Origin of the sequence: Emticicia aquatilis (assembly GCF_014644295.1) — a bacterium.
GTDB lineage: Bacteria > Bacteroidota > Bacteroidia > Cytophagales > Spirosomataceae > Emticicia > Emticicia aquatilis.
Genome location: NZ_BMKK01000002.1, coordinates 649,921 through 668,843 on the forward strand (window position 1 = coordinate 649,921; position 18,923 = coordinate 668,843).

The 18,923-nt window shown below is 37.6% G+C and carries 11 protein-coding genes; 8 read left to right on the plus strand and 3 right to left on the minus strand.

Annotated elements, in window-relative coordinates; translation table 11 throughout:
- Positions 1–4: 4 nt before the first annotated feature.
- On the minus strand, positions 5–1,360 hold the full coding sequence (locus IEX65_RS06895) for a PhoPQ-activated pathogenicity-related family protein (protein WP_188765285.1): 1,356 nt from the start codon (positions 1,358–1,360) through the stop codon (positions 5–7).
- Positions 1,361–1,547: 187 nt separating this feature from the next.
- Here IEX65_RS06895 and IEX65_RS06900 point away from each other — a divergent pair, with 187 nt between their 5' ends.
- The 4 genes from IEX65_RS06900 (at position 1,548) to IEX65_RS06915 (ending at position 7,354) form a co-directional block, all read left to right on the plus strand.
- Positions 1,548–2,732 (plus strand): sialidase family protein, encoded by a 1,185-nt coding sequence (locus IEX65_RS06900; protein WP_188765286.1) that lies wholly within the window; start codon positions 1,548–1,550, stop codon positions 2,730–2,732.
- A 24-nt stretch (positions 2,733–2,756) separates the two neighbouring features.
- A complete protein-coding gene (locus IEX65_RS06905) occupies positions 2,757–4,976 on the plus strand; it encodes a ligand-binding sensor domain-containing protein (protein ID WP_188765287.1) in 2,220 nt (739 codons plus the stop codon).
- Between the two features lie 61 nt (positions 4,977–5,037).
- On the plus strand, positions 5,038–6,357 hold the full coding sequence (locus IEX65_RS06910) for a DUF3748 domain-containing protein (protein ID WP_229250551.1): 1,320 nt from the start codon (positions 5,038–5,040) through the stop codon (positions 6,355–6,357).
- A 64-nt stretch (positions 6,358–6,421) separates the two neighbouring features.
- Positions 6,422–7,354, plus strand: coding sequence for a dihydrodipicolinate synthase family protein (locus tag IEX65_RS06915; RefSeq protein ID WP_188765289.1), 933 nt, complete (start codon positions 6,422–6,424; stop codon positions 7,352–7,354).
- A gap of 167 nt (positions 7,355–7,521) precedes the next feature.
- Here IEX65_RS06915 and IEX65_RS06920 read toward each other — a convergent pair whose 3' ends face one another.
- Complete coding sequence (locus IEX65_RS06920; RefSeq protein ID WP_188765290.1) at positions 7,522–8,439, minus strand: SAM hydrolase/SAM-dependent halogenase family protein; 918 nt, start codon at positions 8,437–8,439, stop codon at positions 7,522–7,524.
- 200 nt (positions 8,440–8,639) lie between these two features.
- Between IEX65_RS06920 and leuS the strand changes: the two genes are divergently transcribed.
- The 3 genes from leuS to IEX65_RS06935 are packed head-to-tail and all read left to right on the plus strand — an operon-like array spanning position 8,640 to position 13,419.
- Positions 8,640–11,420, plus strand: a complete 2,781-nt coding sequence (gene leuS, locus IEX65_RS06925) for a leucine--tRNA ligase (RefSeq protein WP_188765291.1) — start codon at positions 8,640–8,642, stop codon at positions 11,418–11,420.
- Positions 11,421–11,478: 58 nt separating this feature from the next.
- On the plus strand, positions 11,479–12,792 hold the full coding sequence (locus IEX65_RS06930; protein WP_188765292.1) for a PQQ-dependent sugar dehydrogenase: 1,314 nt from the start codon (positions 11,479–11,481) through the stop codon (positions 12,790–12,792).
- Positions 12,793–12,828: 36 nt separating this feature from the next.
- Complete coding sequence (locus tag IEX65_RS06935) at positions 12,829–13,419, plus strand: Uma2 family endonuclease (protein ID WP_188765293.1); 591 nt, start codon at positions 12,829–12,831, stop codon at positions 13,417–13,419.
- A gap of 53 nt (positions 13,420–13,472) precedes the next feature.
- Here the strand turns inward: IEX65_RS06935 and IEX65_RS06940 are convergent, their stop codons facing one another.
- Positions 13,473–16,097 carry a sodium-translocating pyrophosphatase gene (locus IEX65_RS06940; RefSeq protein WP_374757853.1) on the minus strand — a complete coding sequence of 875 codons (2,625 nt, stop codon included), beginning with the start codon at positions 16,095–16,097 and terminating at the stop codon, positions 13,473–13,475.
- Between the two features lie 309 nt (positions 16,098–16,406).
- On the opposite strand from IEX65_RS06940, the gene IEX65_RS06945 reads away from it, so the two are divergent.
- The gene (locus tag IEX65_RS06945; RefSeq protein WP_188765295.1) at positions 16,407–18,875 is read left to right on the plus strand and encodes a PIG-L family deacetylase; all 2,469 of its coding nucleotides are present in this window, start codon (positions 16,407–16,409) and stop codon (positions 18,873–18,875) included.
- The last annotated feature ends 48 nt before the right edge of the window (positions 18,876–18,923 follow it).

Here is an 18,923-nt window from a genome sequence, read left to right on the forward strand (position 1 = left end):
TTTTCTACAAAACCTTTTCTGTATCAGTCACATACACACGAGTACAAACACTATACGTTCCTCCATTTGGGTCTTTGTATTTAGTTTCTACATAAAATGCTTGGTACCCCTTTTTGGGAAGCGGTAATGAAGCTGTAATTTTTGGTAAATCTTTCAACTTGATATTCTTACTTAGCCAAAGATTATTTCTAAAATCTCGGTCAGAGGAAGTCGTTTGCCATAAAGTTGCTTCAACCAAATTTTCAGGTATGGCATTAACCGTCAGTTCAGCAGTCACTTTATTAGAATTTATTTCCCATGAATTTACTGGATACGGCTGATTCAAAACCGTAAGTCCGAAAAAAGCACTCAAAGTTTCAAAAGCTTGTTTTCCTCCGCCTAAATTATGGCCAACATTCGGCACATAATGAATCATATTTTTGCCAGGAATTTCGTCCAAATAGTGTTTAATGGCGTCAACTGTCCAATATTCATCGTTAGTACCTATAAAAATCATTTTCGGTACATTTAGCTTGCTTCTATATGAAAATGGGTCAATCATTGCCGTAATTGCTTTTCCATCTTCGGTATCAGTCCCTTGCGGAATGCCCAGTTTTACGTAGTCTTCTATCTCAATGCTATATTCGCCATAAGTTGTGTATTGATAATTAAGAGTAGCTGGCATATTAAGCATATCAATTACCATCGGAGCAATCGCTTTCACACGTTTATCATCAATAGCAGCCGAAAGCCAAGTTGTCCAACCACGTTTTGATGCACCCGAAATCACAAAGCCATTTACTTCATACTTTTGCTTTTGTTTCGTAAATTCCTGCACGGCATCCATAGCCCTAACAGCAGATTTTACCATCGGAAACAACAATGGCCAAGTGTAATCTTTGTCTTGTTTAAATTGATGGAGAGTATATGAAATAAGTGCATCTTCTGTCAAATTTCCATAAAGCGGTTGGTTTGGTACTTGACGAATCAAAGCCACTGTTGCCTTATTTTTTTCAGCCACTCCCGCCAATGAAGGCCATAAACCATCTGATTTACTCCAATTGGGTTGTTCGTCTTTATTTGAGCCACCAGTTATAAACAAAAGAGCATCATTATATTGTCGGTTTTTAGGAACAAAAACTGTTAGTTGGTGTCGCCAAGTATAGTTTCGCCATTTTTGCGAAGTGAGCAATAGCTGATAAATCATTACATTCCCCATTGCCGAGGAGTCTTTCAATTCCCACTGAAAACTTTTATCATTATTCAATAAATAACTTTTTAGTGCTGTCTGTGGTGTAACAGCTGCATTTTGAGCAAAAACATTAACATTAAAAAGGTAAATTAAAAAACAAATAAATGTCTTGATTGAAATAGATTTCATGTCTGAAAAGAGGCTTGATTTAGAAGGTTGAAAAAAGTCACGTAATATTCTTGATTTTTTTTAATAAATACTCAATAAAATCTAATAAATTTGAAATATGGGTAGTCCACAGTCGATAGACCACGAGTCAACGGTTTGATTTACAGTTTATTCTCTTTCAAAACACTTATAACCTAAGCCATTAAATATGAGAAACTATTCTTTTTTGCAATTTTTTCTACTATTCGCTACACAAGTCCTTTTTGCACAAAACCCTGCTATTCAATCATCTACACTTATTTTTCCGATTCAAGAAAAACATGTTCATGCCAGTAGTATTGTGTCATTACCTAATGGCGACTTTCTGTGTGTTTGGTTTCACGGCAGCGGTGAACGCACATCTGATGATGTAAAATTGATGGGTGCAAGACTTGAAAAAGGTAAAACAGCTTGGTCAGAACCATTTTTGATGGCAGATACGCCCAATATTCCCGATTGTAATCCAATACTTTTTTTGAACCACGAAAAAAAGCTTTTCTTGGTTTGGATTGCTGTTCAAGCCAATAAATGGGAACAATCAATTTTAAGGTTTCGTACCTCGACCGAATCTCAGAAAAGTGGTCCACCAATTTGGAATTGGCAAGATAATATTTTACTAAAACCCGATGATAATTTTGCAAAAGAAGTTGCCCAAAGACTGAAAGAAACACCACCCAGCACAGCAGGTTGGGCAGGTTACGCACCAAAATATGATGAATCAATCATTGCTGCGAGTAACGACCCCGTAAAACGTAGTTTCGGCTGGATGACTCGCATAAAACCGCTCCTTTTGCCCAATAAACGAATAATTTTACCATTATATTCCGATGGCTTCAATATGTCGATAATGGCGATTTCTGATGATGATGGCTCAACTTGGCGACCAAGTTTGCCTTTGGTGGGTCGTGGGCCGATTCAACCAGCCATTATTCAAAAGAAAAACGGCAACTTATATGCTCTCATGCGTGATAGCGGCGATGACCCCGCCAGAGTACACACAAGCGAATCAAAAGATAATGGTGAAACTTGGCAAGTAAGCGCCAAAACCACTATTCCAAATACTGCAAGTGTTGAACTTTTGGTGCTGCAAGATGGCCGCTGGGCTTTTGTTGGAAATGATATTGATGACGGTCGCTACCGCATTGGTTTATTTTTATCAGATGATGAAGGAAAAACTTGGAAATGGAAGACTTATCTCGAAAAAGTAGAACCTAACAAAGGAAGTTTTTCGTATCCTTCATTGATTCAAACTGCTGACGGATTATTGCATATCACTTATTCATATCATCTCGAAAAAGATAAAAAGTCTATCAAATATGTTGTTGTAAATCCTCAAAAAATTCCACTTAATTGATTTCATATCAAATCCTCGCCTCAAATGAAAAACATACTTTTATTCATATTTTTACTAAAAATGAGTCTTGTTCTGGCTCAAACAAAACAACCAGTTTATCAAGACAAACCCTTTCTACAAGATTATAGCATCAAGTTTTACAGCAAAAACGATGCAGTTTCACCGCAAAAAGCCTTTTCAGACCGAAATGGCAATATTAAAATATATTCCTCGGCAGGTTTATTAGTTCCGCACGATGGACAATTTCTTTATGCAGGAAATCTGATTGCAGATAATACTTACAGAACTATTCAAAATAAAAATATCAAAGGAATTAGTTTGTACGAAAAGCAATTCGTCTTCTTGGATGATAAAACAGTTTTCAGCAATGCTTGGGCAGGAAGTTTATTTGCCAAACATGAGCTTTCTGATGCAAAATTATTTGTTGGAGGCAAAAATTTCAATTTTCTTATCTCAAATGGAAAAGCCCTTCAGTTGATTGATAAAACACAGACTTTATGGACATTATCCGATTTTAAAGATGAAATTATTGACCTAAAATTTCATCTTTCGACTAATCTTTTTTGGATTTTAGGTAGAAAGTCAGTTTCAACTTTTTCAGCCGAAACTAAGAAAACCGAACTGATTTTTGAAGGAAACGATTTTACTGCTTTTGATTTTTCAGCAGACGATAAAAACCTCTACATCGGTACAAATGATGGCTATTTCTTGGTAAATATTGCCACAAAAAAGCAGATTGGCATCATGCAAACAAAACTACCGACGACCGAAATTACGACCATTAAAAGTATTGGTGAAAAGGTTTGGTTTGGCACTACCAACGGAGCATTTGCCTTGAAAAAAGACGGAAAATTTGACTATTATAATGGTGAAAGATGGCTAACGAGTAATCTAATCAAACACATCTCCGACGGTCCAGAGCATTCTGTTTTAATTGTTAGCGATAACGGACTATCTCAAATTTGTTTCAAACAAATGACCTTGCACGATAAAGCCGTTTTCTTTGAAAAACAAGTCAGAAGCCGACACATAAGAAACGGTTTCAATGCCTCGCTTGATAACATGGAAAAAGGAAATCTTGCAACTGGTTATTTGGCTGACTCCGATAATGATGGGCTTTGGACTTCGATGTATTTGGGGGCAGAGATTTTTCGGTATGTGGTTACGAAAGAAGTGGATGCTTTACAAAACTGTCGAGAATCGCTTGATGCTATGGAAAGGCTTTATTCCATTAATCCGATTGCTGGCTTTCCTGCTCGTTCGTTTGAGCGAAGTGGATTTATTCAACAACTCGCCGACCCCGACCGCTGGCAACACTCGCCAAACAAAGAATGGGACTGGAAAGCAACCACCAGCAGCGATGAGGCTATCGGACATATTTTTGTCTATGGTGCAATGGCCGAACTAATCAAAGAACCTGACCTCAAAAAACGTGCAGTTGCCCTCATTGATACGCTCATGGGGCATATCGTGCGAAACGATTTGTATTTAATTGATTATGATGGAAAACCAACCGCTTGGGGGCGTTGGAATCCGAGTTATGTAAATGCTTTCCCGACCAATGTTGGCGACCGAAAACTCAATTCATCGAATATTATTGCCATGCTTCAAACGGCTTATTATTTCACAAAAAAGCCGATTTATAAAGTAAAAGCATTGGAATTGATGAAAAAACATGGCTATTTTGAAAATTTGATGCGACCAATGAAACAAATTGGTTATGCCCCCGAAGATGCCGACGAACACAGCAAAAAAATGTCGGATGCGTGGAATCATTCCGACGATGAAATGTATTTTCTGGGTTATTGGGGTTTATATCGCTATACTTTAAATGACACGCTCAAAGCTCATTATAAAAAAGCAATTATCGACCATTGGCAAGCCGAACGCCCCGAAAAAGAAGGTTTGTGGAATATTTTTACTGCCGTGACAGGCACACAAAGTTTTGATTTAAACGAAGCTACTTGGTATTTGAAAGAACACCCTCTCGACCTCATCGACTGGACAATTATGAATAGCCACAGGAAGGATATTGACAAAATTTCTACTAACTTCCGCAGCCAAACCATCAAAGAAGTATTACCGCCTGATGAACGACCAATTCAGAGACATAATGCCAATATGTTTAATCTAGACCGAACAAAAGGAAACGGAACTTCGGAACATAGTGCGGGCGATATTTGGTTGCTCCCCTACTGGCTGGGCAGATATTTGGGGGTGATTAGCCAGCCACAAAACAAATAACCTCGAAGCTATGCGAAGCTATTTTTCTTTAATTTTTCTTTTATTGACAAGTTGTAAAACCATGCGTTTTTTACCTGAAATACAATTAACCAACGACCTAAGCTACCACCACGATTTAGATAATAACGATAATTTTTCGCCTGATAATCAATGGTTAGTGTATGATACCCGCACCGATGAAGGTGGAATTGCCGCATCGGCAAAGATTGAGAAAGTGAATGTAAATTCTGGAGAAAAGAGGTTAGTTTATGAAGTAAAAAATCATCAAATTTTCGGCCCTGGCGTTGGTGCAGCAAGTTATTCGCCAGTTGCCAATCAGATTATTTTTATTCATGGCTTAAACAATGTTACTGAGCAAAATCCATATCAACAATGGCGACGCACTGGAGTAATGATTGATGAGTCAAGAAACGAAAACCCGATTTTTGTTGATGCCCGAGACATAAACTTTCCATTTTCAAAAGGTGCATTGAGAGGCGGAACTCATCGACACGAATTTAGTGGAGACGGCAACTGGATTGGCTTTACCTACAACGACGCCATTATGAAGTCTCTCGAAGATGCTACGGTTCAAAAACAAAACTTACGCACGATTGGGGTTTCAAAGAAAGGAAAATCAGTAAACATTTCAGATAAAAATGATGGAGAAAACCTTTCGGGTGAGTGGTTTTCGGCCTTGGTAGTGAAAGTTGTGCCAAATCCGAAAAATGGTAGCGATGAAATAAGCCATGCAGCGGGTGATAGTTGGGTTGGTAAAAATGGTTATTTGAAATCAGATGGAACTCGCCAAATGGCTCGTGCATTTATTGGAACTATAAAAACAGAAAATGGAGAAAATGTTGATGAAGTTTTTATAGTCGATATTCCAGAAAACATTGAAATTGATGGCGAATTCGGTCCTTTGGAAGGTACGGAATCTCAATTACCTCAACCACCAAAGGGTGCTTCGCAAAGACGTTTAACTTTTACTGCCAAAAAGCTAAATGTAGGTTGTACGGGAATTGTCAGGTCAAACTCTGAAGGAAGTTTGCTTGCTTTTTTGGCAAAAGATGAAAAAAATATCAAACAAATATTCACAATTTCACCAAACGGTGGGAATCCAAAACAAATTACTTTTCACGAATCTGATGTTGAAGGAAGTGTTCGATGGCATCCTTCGGGCAAAAGTATATTTTATATTTGGAATGGAAGTATTTGTGAAATTAAAATCAATGACCTTGATTTTGATACACGATTACGAATCATTTCAAAATCAAGCACACCATCGCCAACTAATTTAGTTATATCGCATGATGGAAAAACGATTGCATTTAACAGACTTTTAGAAAACTTAGCAAATGGCATAAAAACCAAGCAAGTATTTTTGATAAAACTTGATTGAGTCTATAAAGGCAATTTTTTACTGAACTATATTCAACAAAACAATATTCAACCTTCCTTAAACAATGAATTTATTACCCAAAGGGCTTTGGCCTGTGATGATTACGCCGTTCAAATCCAACAATCAAATTGATATAGTTGGCTTAGAAAGGCTGACTAATATGTATCTTGATGCTGGTTCAAATGGTATGTTTGCCAACTGTCTTTCGAGCGAAATGTATCAACTCACAACCGAAGAACGAATACTGCTCACGAGTAGTGTCGTTAAGTTTTGTCAAGATAAAGTGCCGGTTGTTGCCACTGGAACTTTTAATCGAGGCGGTGCTACAAATACAGATTTTATCAAAAAAATATACGATACGGGCATAAATGCTGTGATTTTAATTACAAGTATGCTTGTAGAACCCGATGAAAGTGATGATGTATTAAAAATCCGTTTGGAGGAAATTATGAACGAAACAGGCAATATTCCTTTGGGAGTTTATGAATGTCCAGTTCCTTATAAACGTCTTTTAAGTACTGATATGCTCAAATGGATGGCTTCGACTGGGCGTTTTGTGTATCACAAAGATACAAGCTGTAACTCTATTTCACTCGAGCGAAAATCAGACGCCGTAAAAGGAACAAATTTTGGACTTTACAACGCTGATACTGCCACTGCTCTCGACTCACTCGAATCTGGTGCAAGAGGTATTTCTCCAATTTCAGCCAACTTCTACCCTGAACCTTACAGCTATTTATTAAATGAATTTTTCACGAATGGCCGAACAGAAAAATTGAATCAATTACACGCCATTCTGACAATGATGGATAGAGTGACGCATACTTTTTACCCTTTTTCGGCTAAATTGTTCTTACAAAAAAGAGGTTTAAAAATCGAAACCAATAGCCGTATTCCAACAGATATACTTACAAATGTAGATAAAATCAGATTTAATGCGTTGATGGATTCTTTTAAAGTAATTTCTGAAATGTATGATATAAAATCTGTATTGTGAGTTTTAAAATGCAACAGATTTATAATGGCACGCTGATAACGCTGATAAATAAATTTAACGCTGATAATCGCTGATTTTAATTAAAAAATCCGTAAAATCAGCGTTGGTACATCCGCATAATCAGCACGGTCCGCCGTTGCGGTGCCATAAATTTGCAGATAAATATTTCACAACTTCTTTAACTCAACTCGCCAATTTGTGCCACTGCCAACATTATATTTTTTTGAAAAATCATCCATATTGATTCCAAAAGACAAATTCAATAAACTATTCATGTAGCATAGAGTTTCTCCTTCTTTTACATCGCCAAATGTATGCACATAAGGCATTTGTCCTTCAAAAACCTTCTTTTCACCATCAAAAATTTTCACCGAAAGCTTATCACCAATCTTTAATCCAAGCTGATTCGTAGTTTTTGGGTCAATATTTGTCCAAACATTTCCGTACTGAATATCCAAAATCGGAATTCCCCCCGAAATTAATCCATTTTCAAATTTAGGCTTTGGATATTCGAGCATAATTAACTTATTGTCAGGCACTTTCTCCCCTACTTCTTCAAAGTCAATTCCAGCAGAAGCCAATTTTGCTCCCGAATAAGCAAACACATCACGCCCAAAAAAAGTATAAGAATTTTGAGAATTAGGCAAACGATTAGCCGCCGAAATCTCTCGAATTTCTTCAACGCCTTCACTTTCAGCAACTAATGTAAAAAGTCCATTATCGGGGCCAACATAATAGTGGTTGGATTTGGTTTTCAGAATAATTGATTTACGCTCTGTCCCTACTCCTGGGTCAACTACACATACAAAAACGGTCCCAGTTGGCCAATAGGGAGCAGTTTGTTGTAACCTAAACGCACCTTCCCAAATATTGTAGGCAGGAATTTCGTGGGTAAGGTCATGAATAGTCAAATCAGGGGATAAATTCAATGCAACACCTTTCATGGCTGCTACTGCACCATCTTTTACCCCAAAATCGGTCATTAGAACTAATGGCGACGTTTGTGTCTTTGTTTTCGCATAAAACACTGATAATAAAGCTATTGCTAAAATAAAAACCAGCGAGATTATTACCTTTCTGGACATAAGATTGAAAAGGTTTGATTTTGTAGACACAAAATAACAACGATACAGCTTTAAAATTGTATTTTTGTGTAAAAATTTAAGCACTTAGCTATTAGCCATAAGCTTTTAGCATAAGTTGTTTATTGTTTTTAATCAAGATTTTAAAATATTCTAAAAAAAGCTAATAGCTAACGGCTAATAGCAAAAAGCTAATTCAAGAAATGTCGGAGTTCAACCATCGTGAAATTGAAAAAAAATGGCAACAGGTTTGGGAAGAAAACCAAACTTACAAAGTAGAAATCGACCACACAAAGCCTAAGTTTTATGTGTTGGATATGTTTCCGTATCCTTCCGGAGCTGGCCTGCACGTTGGGCATCCACTGGGCTACATCGCAACCGATATTTATTCAAGATACAAGCGTCTGAAAGGTTTTAATGTGCTTCACCCAATGGGGTTTGACTCGTTTGGACTTCCAGCCGAGCAATATGCCATCCAAACAGGACAGCACCCAGCAATCACAACCGAAAATAATATTTCGACTTACATTAGTCAGTTAAAGAAAATTGGTTTCTGCTACGATTGGAGTCGTGAAGTGCGAACTTCTGACCCAAAATATTATAAGTGGACACAATGGATTTTCATGGAATTGTTCAATTCTTGGTATAATAAAGAATCGGATAAAGCCGAAGCCATTGAAACCTTATACGCAAAATTTGAGCAGAATGGAACAACTGGTGTAAAAGCAGCTTGTAATGACGAAACGCCAAGTTTTACAGCTGAGGAATGGAAAGCATTAAGCGAAACCGAAAAATATAAAATCTCACTTGATTATCGCTTAACTTATCTTTCTGATTCGGTAGTAAATTTCTGCCCAGCTTTGGGAATGGTTTTATCGAATGATGAAGTAAAAGATGGCGTTTCGGAGCGTGGTGGCTACCCAGTTATTCAGAAAAAAATGCAGCAGTGGGTAATGAGAATCACAGCCTACGCCGACCGCTTGATTAGTGGTTTGGATTTGGTTGATTGGTCAGATTCATTAAAAGAGCAACAAAAAAACTGGATTGGTCGCTCGGTTGGAGCAATGGTAAAGTTTGCCCTTGAAAGCAATGCTGATTCGAAAATCGAAGTTTTCACGACTCGTGTCGATACCATTTATGGTGTTTCGTTCATGGTTTTAGCTCCTGAGCATGAATTAGTAGCTTCTTTGACAACACCCGAACAAAAAGAAAGCATCGAAAATTATATTTCTGAAACGCAAAAACGTTCAGAACTCGACCGTATGTCTGATGTAAGAACGGTTTCGGGGGCATTTACTGGAAGTTATTGTATCAACCCTTTCAGTGGCGAAAAAGTGCCGATTTGGATTGCAGATTACGTATTGGCAGGTTATGGAACTGGAGCAGTTATGGGTGTACCTTCTGGTGACCAACGTGACTGGAATTTTGCTACCCATTTTGGTTTGCCAATTGTACAAATACTTGATGCTCAAGCAGATATTGAAACCCAAGCCGATGCTACCAAAGAGGGGAAATACATTAATTCGGGCATGATAAATGGCCTTGAATACAAGGGAGCAACCGCCAAATTGATTGCATGGTTGGAAGAAAGAGGTATTGGTAAAGGTAAAGTGAATTATCGTTTGCGTGATGCGGTTTTTGCTCGTCAACGCTATTGGGGCGAGCCTGTTCCTGTGTTTTTTAAGGATGGTCTTCCCTATTTAATTGATAAAGAAGATTTGCCATTGGTTTTACCAGAAATTGACAAATATTTACCAACCGAAGATGGCGAACCTCCACTCGGCCGTGCCGAAGGTTGGAATTATAAAGGGAATGAATATGAGCTAAGTACCATGCCAGGTTGGGCAGGAAGTAGCTGGTATTGGTTCAGATACATGGATGCTCATAACGACCAAGAGTTTGCTTCAAAAGAAGCGATTGACTATTGGCAAAATGTTGACCTTTACTTGGGCGGTACAGAACACGCAACTGGTCACTTGTTGTATAGCCGTTTTTGGAATAAATTCTTGAAAGATAGAGGGTATGTGCCGCAGGAAGAATACGCCATGAAGCTCATCAATCAAGGAATGATTATGGGGCGTTCAAACTTTGTTTATCGTTTGAAGGATTCTGAAAAAGTTACATTTGTTTCCTACGGTTTGAAAGACCAATATGAAACAACAAAACTTCATGTTGATGTAAATATTGTAGATAATGATGTTTTAAACGTAGAGAAATTCAAAGCTACACGAAATGATATTGGTGACGACCCACAATTTATCTTAGAGGACGGAAAGTATGTTTGTGGTTCGGAGGTAGAAAAAATGTCAAAATCTAAGTTTAATGTTGTAAACCCTGATACAATCGTTGAGCGTTATGGTGCTGATACATTCCGTCTTTACGAAATGTTCTTGGGGCCATTGACAGAAAGCAAACCGTGGGATACTCGTGGTATCGAAGGAACGTATAGATTTGTGCGTAAAGTATGGCGTTTGTTCTTCGACCAAAATGGTAAAAATTTGGTAGTTGATGCCGAACCAACCAAAGAAGAACTAAAGGCTTTGCACAAAACAATCAAAAAAGTAAATGAAGATATTGAGTCATTTTCATTCAATACTTCGGTGAGTTCGTTTATGATTTGTGTGAATGAACTTTCTGACCTAAAATGTCATAAAAAAGCAATTCTTGAGCAATTATTGGTTATTTTGTCGCCTTATGCTCCACACGTAACCGAAGAATTATGGCAAGTTTTAGGTCATACGGATAGCATTACTGCACAACAATTCCCAATTTTCGATGCTAAACATTTGGTGGAAGACTCATTCGAGTATCCAATTCAAGTAAATGGCAAGGTTCGTGCAACACTCAATTTCCCTGCTGACATGAGCAAAGAAGAAATTGAAAAATTAGTTTTAGAAAATGAATTAGTAGTTAAATGGTTGGAAGGTGCAACACCAAAGAAAATCATTGTTGTTCCGAAGCGGATTGTAAATGTTGTAATATAATTTTGAAAGGCAGCAATAATTTGCTGCCTTTTTTAATTTACTTTAGACATAACCCAAAATGAAAACTTTACTATTATTTATCTTTAGCCCATTGCTTCTTTTTGCACAATCACCCAATATTCAAGCAAATTTGGTTTCCAGTGCTTTTTCATCAATCGTTGACATTGCCCATGCAAACGACGAGCGACTTTTTATAGTTGATGGAAATCGGATAAAAATAATCGTAAATGGCCAAGTTTTACCAACTCCATTTTTAGATTTAACTAATCAAGTAAATTGGATTATGGCTGTTGCTTTTCATCCTAACTATGCCCAAAATGGTTATTTTTATGTAAAATACAAGGCAAATGATGCAAGTTGTGTTATTTCAAGATTTCAAAAATCAAGCTCAGATGAGAATTTAGCTGATATTAATTCGCAGAATATACTTTACAGTTATCCTGACAATAACGGTCATGAAGGTGGTGATTTAGAATTTGGAAAAGATGGATACCTTTACACCACTACTGGTGATGGTGCTTCGGGGGCGAGAAATACAGATGGTGATGAATTTGGCAATGCTCAAAATATGGCGTCAGTAAAAGGAAAAATTTTGCGTTTTGATGTTAATTCCCCAAATCTCATTCCAGTTGAAAACCCTTACCAACAACCAAATGATAATATTCCCGATGAAATTATAGCCATTGGCTTGCGTAACCCTTGGAAATTTTCTTTCGACCGTCAAACGGGTGATTTATGGATTGGTGATGTGGGACAAGATAGTTATGAAGAAGTTAGTTTTATACCTTTTGGTAGCTTTGAAGAAAGAAATTTCGGTTGGAGTTGCTATGAAGGCAACATGCTTCATTTAACTCAAAACTGTCCACCCAATCAAAATACACTCACCATGCCAATCATCGACTATGCTGGATACAATTTTAATGGAAATCAAGCAGCATCTGTGACTGGCGGATATGTATATAGAGGTACAAAATACCCATCTTTATCTGGCTTTTATTGTTATGCCGATTACAATTCTGGAAAATTTTGGTTATTAAAACGGCTCCCAAACGGAACAATAAGCAATGATTTTAAGGGCGTTTTGATGAACTTTCCAACCACTTTTGGTGAAGATAAAAATGGAGAACTTTATGTAGCTACTTTTGACAAAATATATCAGATTTCGGCTTGTGGAAATGAACAAAACTTAACTGTGAGCGGTCAAATAACTATACCAAGTTTTTATAATGCTCTCAATTCTATTACAAGTACAGCCACAATCACTAACTATTCAAATGTAATATTTAGTGCAAGCAATAAGATTGAACTAAATGCTGGTTTTAAAGTCGATAATGGAAGCGTTTTTTATGCTCAAATTGATAGTTGTCGATAGAAATTGTTATTTTTGCTTTCGTTAAAATATATCAAAATGGGAGAAGCAGCGTTGAAATATAAGTATTCGATTGAAGATTACCTCGAAATGGAGGCCAATTCTTTAGAAAAACTTGAATATCATAATGGAGAAATATTCGCAATGGCGGATGGAACGCTCAATCATAGTTTGCTCTCAAGTAATATAGGAAGATGTATAAGTAATTCAATAATCGCAAAACGAAAAACTTGTAGAACCTATAATAGTGATGCCAAAATTGCGATTTCTGAAGAAAAGTTTGTTTATTCAGATAGTTTTGTAGTTTGTGGTAAAACAGAAGTTTTTCCTGAAATGCCACAGGCAGCCAAAAATCCGATTTTAATCGTTGAGGTTTTATCTGACTCAACAGCTTTGTACGACCGACAAGGTAAATTTCAAGCCTATCAAACAATCGATTCTTTTAGAGAATACGTACTTGTTTCTCAAAACGAAATTTTAGTTGAAGTTTTTTTTAAGCCCGAAAATGCAGTTTTCTGGCAATATCGTTCTTACAACAAACTCGAAGATGTTATTGAACTGAAATCTGTTGATGTTGAAATATCACTCAATGATATTTATTTAGATTGGGAAAACGCCAATTTGTCATAAAAAAGGAAGACTCCGTTATAATCGAAGTCTTCCTTAAATTCTCTCTTAATATTTTACTTCTTTCTAACACTCACCGCAATTCTACGGTTTTGAGAGCGTCCTTCTTCTGTGTCATTGCTCGCTGCTGGGTGTTGTTCGCCATAGCCTTCAGCCTCTAAACGAGCGTCAGCTATACCCAATCCAACTAATGCTGCTTTTACCGCTGCTGCTCGCTCGCTCGAAAGTTTCAAGTTTGCTGCATCATCGCCAGTATTATCAGTGTATCCACCAACTTTGATATTCACATTTGGGAATGCTTTCAAGATTTCAGCGATATTTTTTACTTCATTCATTGAAGTTGAGTCAATCACATTACTTCCTGAAGCAAAATTTAAAGCTTTGAAGTTGAACCAGTTGTCTTTTCCTGCTTCAGCACTTGGGTCTTCGATAAACTTAATAACTTGGTCTTCGATTCCTCCTTCCAAAAAGTTAAGGTTTGCACCTGTTGATAACACTTTGTTGATACTTGTTGGTAGAGGAGCTTCAACAATAGTAGCCTCTTCAGCACTTGCAGTTTCAGATGAAGTGACAGCAATATAAGGAGCAATTACCAACGAAACAATTGACATCAATTTAATCAAGATATTCATTGATGGCCCAGAAGTATCTTTGAATGGGTCACCTACTGTATCACCAGTTACTGATGCTTTGTGTGGCTCAGATTTTTTGTAATACGTTTCTCCACCAATTACAACACCTTTTTCAAATGATTTTTTTGCGTTATCCCATGCACCACCAGCATTTGATTGGAAAATCCCCATCAATACACCTGATACAGTTACTCCTGCCAACAAACCACCCAAAATTTCAGCCGAAGATGTATCTGCAAATACTCCTCTAAATCCAAAACCGATTAAAACAGGCGTAACCAAAGCAATTGCACCTGGCAAAATCATTTGTTTTATTGAAGCTTCTGTCGAAATCGCTACACATTTTTCGTACTCAGGTTCAGTTTTGTATTCCATGATTCCTGGAATTTCACGGAACTGACGACGAACTTCATTCACCATTTCCATCGCAGCTTTACCAACGGCAGAAATACACAAAGCCGAGAAAATAAATGGAATCATTCCACCCACAAACAAACCTGCTAAAACTGGAGCTTTATAAATATCAATTGCTTTGATACCTGCAATACCCACAAAAGCGGCAAATAAAGCCAATGAAGTCAAAGCCGCCGAAGCAATCGCAAAACCCTTACCTGTTGCTGCGGTTGTGTTACCTACTGCATCTAAATTATCTGTACGTTCACGAACTTCTGGAGGTAATTGAGACATCTCAGCAATACCACCTGCGTTATCAGCAATCGGACCGAAAGCGTCAATTGCCAATTGCATGGCAGTTGTAGCCATCATACCAGCAGCAGCAATCGAAACACCATAAAGACCAGCAAAATAATATGACATAATAATACCGGCAGCCAAAGTCAAGATTGGAAGAACTGTTGACTCCATACCAACCGCCAAACCGCCAATGATATTGGTAGCGTGACCAGTACCAGATTTTTCAATGATTGAAAGTACTGGACGTTTACCCATCGCAGTGTAATATTCTGTGATGATTGACATCAATGCACCTACAATTAAACCTACAACGATTGACATAAACACACCATTCGATGTAAATTCATGACCACGTAGCGAAAGTGTTTCTGGTAAAATATGTTTTACTAAGAAATATGAAGCAACAAATGTAATGATGATTGAAGCCCAGTTACCGATATTTAAAGCGGCTTGTACTGAAGATGTTTCAGATTTGATACGTACAAAGAATGTAGAAACCAAAGAAGCCAACAAACCAACACCAGCAATCAACATCGGAAGTAATACTGGCGAGAAACCACCATAATTATCAGTAACGTTGATTTCTTGACCGAGTACCATTGTTGCTAAAATTGTGGCAACATACGAGCCAAATAAGTCAGCACCCATACCTGCTACGTCACCTACGTTATCACCTACGTTATCGGCAATTGTTGCGGGGTTACGAACGTCATCTTCTGGAATACCAGCTTCTACCTTACCAACAAGGTCAGCACCTACGTCGGCAGCTTTTGTGTAAATACCACCACCTACACGAGCAAAAAGAGCGATTGATTCAGCACCTAATGAAAAACCAGCCAAAACTTCGATGGCGATTCTCATATTTTCTGAAGTCAGAGCTTCACCTTTTGCGAAATAGTTATAAAAAACAATAAATAATAAACTTAAACCTAAAACTGCCAAACCAGCAACTCCCATTCCCATTACCGAACCACCAGTAAATGAAACTTGAAGTGCTTTAGCCAACGATGTACGAGCCGCTTGTGCCGTACGAACGTTTGCTTTGGTTGCAATTTTCATCCCGATATATCCTGCCACAGCCGAAAACACAGCTCCGATAATAAAGGCAATAGAAATAATCCAAGATGAATTTGGTGAAGACGAACCTAACCAAGCCAAAAGAATAGCCGTTGGAATAGCAAAGTACGCCAAAATTTTCCATTCTGCTTTCAAGAATGCAATCGCTCCGTCGGCAATATAGCCTGAGAGTTTTTGCATATTGGCATCGCCAGCAGGTTGGCTCGATACCCAACTGAATCGCCAAGCTGTGTAGAGCAAGCCAATTACGCCGCATAATGGAACAAGGTAAACAATCATAGAATCCATAAGTAATTGTATTTGAGTTTAGTGATTACTGTAGTTTTAATTTTCGCAAATTTAAGTTAATTGAGTTGTTAAAAAAAGCCAAAACACAATTTTAGTATTTTTTTGATAAAAAACATTATTTTATCGGTTTTAATATGACGAAAAGCAGATAAATTTGGCTATTTTGTCGAATAATGTGGCCCAGTCATAGATGACAACAATAATTTCTTTCTGATTCGGGGTTTCTTTACTAATTTCGGCTGGCCAATAAAAAACTTCAAAAATATTAGAATTAAACTATTGACTCTTAAACCTTACTCAATGAAAAAAATATCGTTACTGCTCATTTCTCTAATTTCATTTTCGGTTTTTGCCCAAACTAAACAAATGAATACGGGTGAAATCCTTCAAGCAATTAAAAGATTAAATGTAGTTGGCAATGTACTTTACGTTGCGGCTCACCCAGATGATGAAAATACCTTGTTCATCACTTGGCTTTCTAAAGAAAAAATGGTGCGTGCAGGTTATATTGCCATGACTCGTGGCGATGGTGGACAAAACTTAGTTGGTTCTGAACAAGGAGAATATGTAGGTTTATTACGCACTCACGAACTTCTCGGTGCAAGAAGTATCGACGGTGGCGAACAATATTTCACTCGTGCGAATGACTTCGGTTTTACCAAAACAACCGATGAAGCTCTTGCAACTTGGGGAAAAGACCAAATTCTGGCCGATTTAGTTTGGCGTATTCGCAATTTCCAACCTGATGTAATAGTTAATCGTTTTCCACCTGATGCACGTGCTGGACATGGACATCACTCAGCATCGGCCGTTTTGTCAGAAGAGGCCTTCAAAGCAGCCGCTGACCCAAATCGCTTTCCTGAACAGTTAAAATTTGTGAAAACTTGGCAAGCAAAACGTTTGGTTTGGAATTCGTTCTCACCAAATTTTCAGAATAACCAACCAGAAGGCAGTTTTATAAAAATTCCGTTGGGAGATTATAATCCCCTACTCGGAAAATCATACACCGAAATTTCGGCCGAGGCTCGTTCAATGCACAAAAGCCAAGGTTTTGGCTCGGCAAAAACTAAAAATCAACGCACTGACTATGCTCTTCACAAAGCTGGTGAAGAAGCTAAAAACGATTTATTTGATGGAATTGATATTTCGTGGAAAAGAATCAATGGCGGAGAAAAAATTGAAAAGATGGTAAACGACGTGTATAACAATTTTAAAGCACAAAATCCCTCAGCATCTGTTCCAGCCTTGATTGAAGTTTATACAGCAATTAGTAGTTTAGAAGATAATGTTTGGACAAGTTATAAGAAGAAAGAAGTACAAGAATTGATTTTGGCTTGTACTGGACTTTGGTTAGAAGCTAATCCAACAGATTATTCGGTTTCGCCCAATGATAAAATCAAAGTAAATGTGAATGTGGTTAGTCGTAGTAATTCAAATATTACACTCGAAAAACTAACTTTCAAAGGAGCAAACAAAGATACCACTATCAATAAGAAACTTGTTTATAATGATGGTTTAAATATTACGACTGAATTACAAATCCCTGCTAATCAACCGATTACTCAGCCTTACTGGTTAGTTGAGCGTAAAGAAAATGGTTTTTATAAAGTAAATGACCAGCTATTGCGTGGTTTACCAATGAAACCCGCAGATTTGGTTTGTGAATATAGTTTTACTATCGAAGGTAAGCCATTTACATTTCAAACACCTCTAACCTACAAATTTGTAGAACCATCAGACGGTGAAATTTATCGCTATTTCGAAGTTCGTCCAGAAGTAACAGCAACTATTGCCGAGAAGGTTTATTCATTTGGAGACAATAGCCCGAAAGATGTGGTAGTGACTTTGAAAGCGGGTAAAAAAGGCGTAACAGGTACAGTTAAATTAGATGTACCAAGCACTTGGAAAGTAGAACCAGCCATTATCAATTTTGAATTAAAAGAAAAATACGAAGAGAAAAAAGTAACATTCAAGGTGTTCCCGTCAGCTACGGCCTCTGAAATTACAATTAAAGCAATTGCTCAAACAACATCTGGTTCGTATGATAGAGGTATTGCCAGTATTGAATACAAGCACGTACCAACGCTTACACTTTTCCCATTTGCTGAAGCCAAAGCACTTCGCATCGACTTAAAGAAAAAAGGCAATAAGATTGCCTACATTGCAGGAGCGGGCGATGAAGTTCCGGCAGCTTTACAACAAATAGGCTATCAAGTAACGATGCTAACACCCGTTGAACTTGCCAAAGATTTAAGCCAATTCGATGCTATAATTGTTGGTGTTAGAGCATATAACACCGAAGAACACTTGAAATATTTCCAAGAGAAACTCATGGAATATGTCAATAATGGTGGAAATGTAGTGACACAGTATCAAACCAATGCCTTTTATGGTGTCTCGAAAGTAAAAGAAATCGGGCCTTTCCCGATGGGAATTGGGCGGGGCCGTGTAACAGATGAAAATGCTACAATGAAGATATTGAAACCACAACACTCATTATTAAATTCACCAAACAAAATCACAGCAAAAGACTTTGAAGGTTGGATTCAGGAACGTGGTTTGTACTTTGCCGACAAATGGAGTGATAAGTACGAAACTATTTTTGCTATGAATGATGCCAACGAAACCGAGCTCGAAGGCAGTGTTTTGTATGCTAAATATGGTAAAGGGAATTTTGTTTTTACAGGATTGGCATTCTTCCGTCAGCTTCCTGCGGGTGTTCCTGGTGCTTATCGCCTATTTGCTAATATGATTTCCGTTGGCAAATAAGACTATTGCAAAGATTAGACAATTTTACGAATCATTTTATCGTAAAAT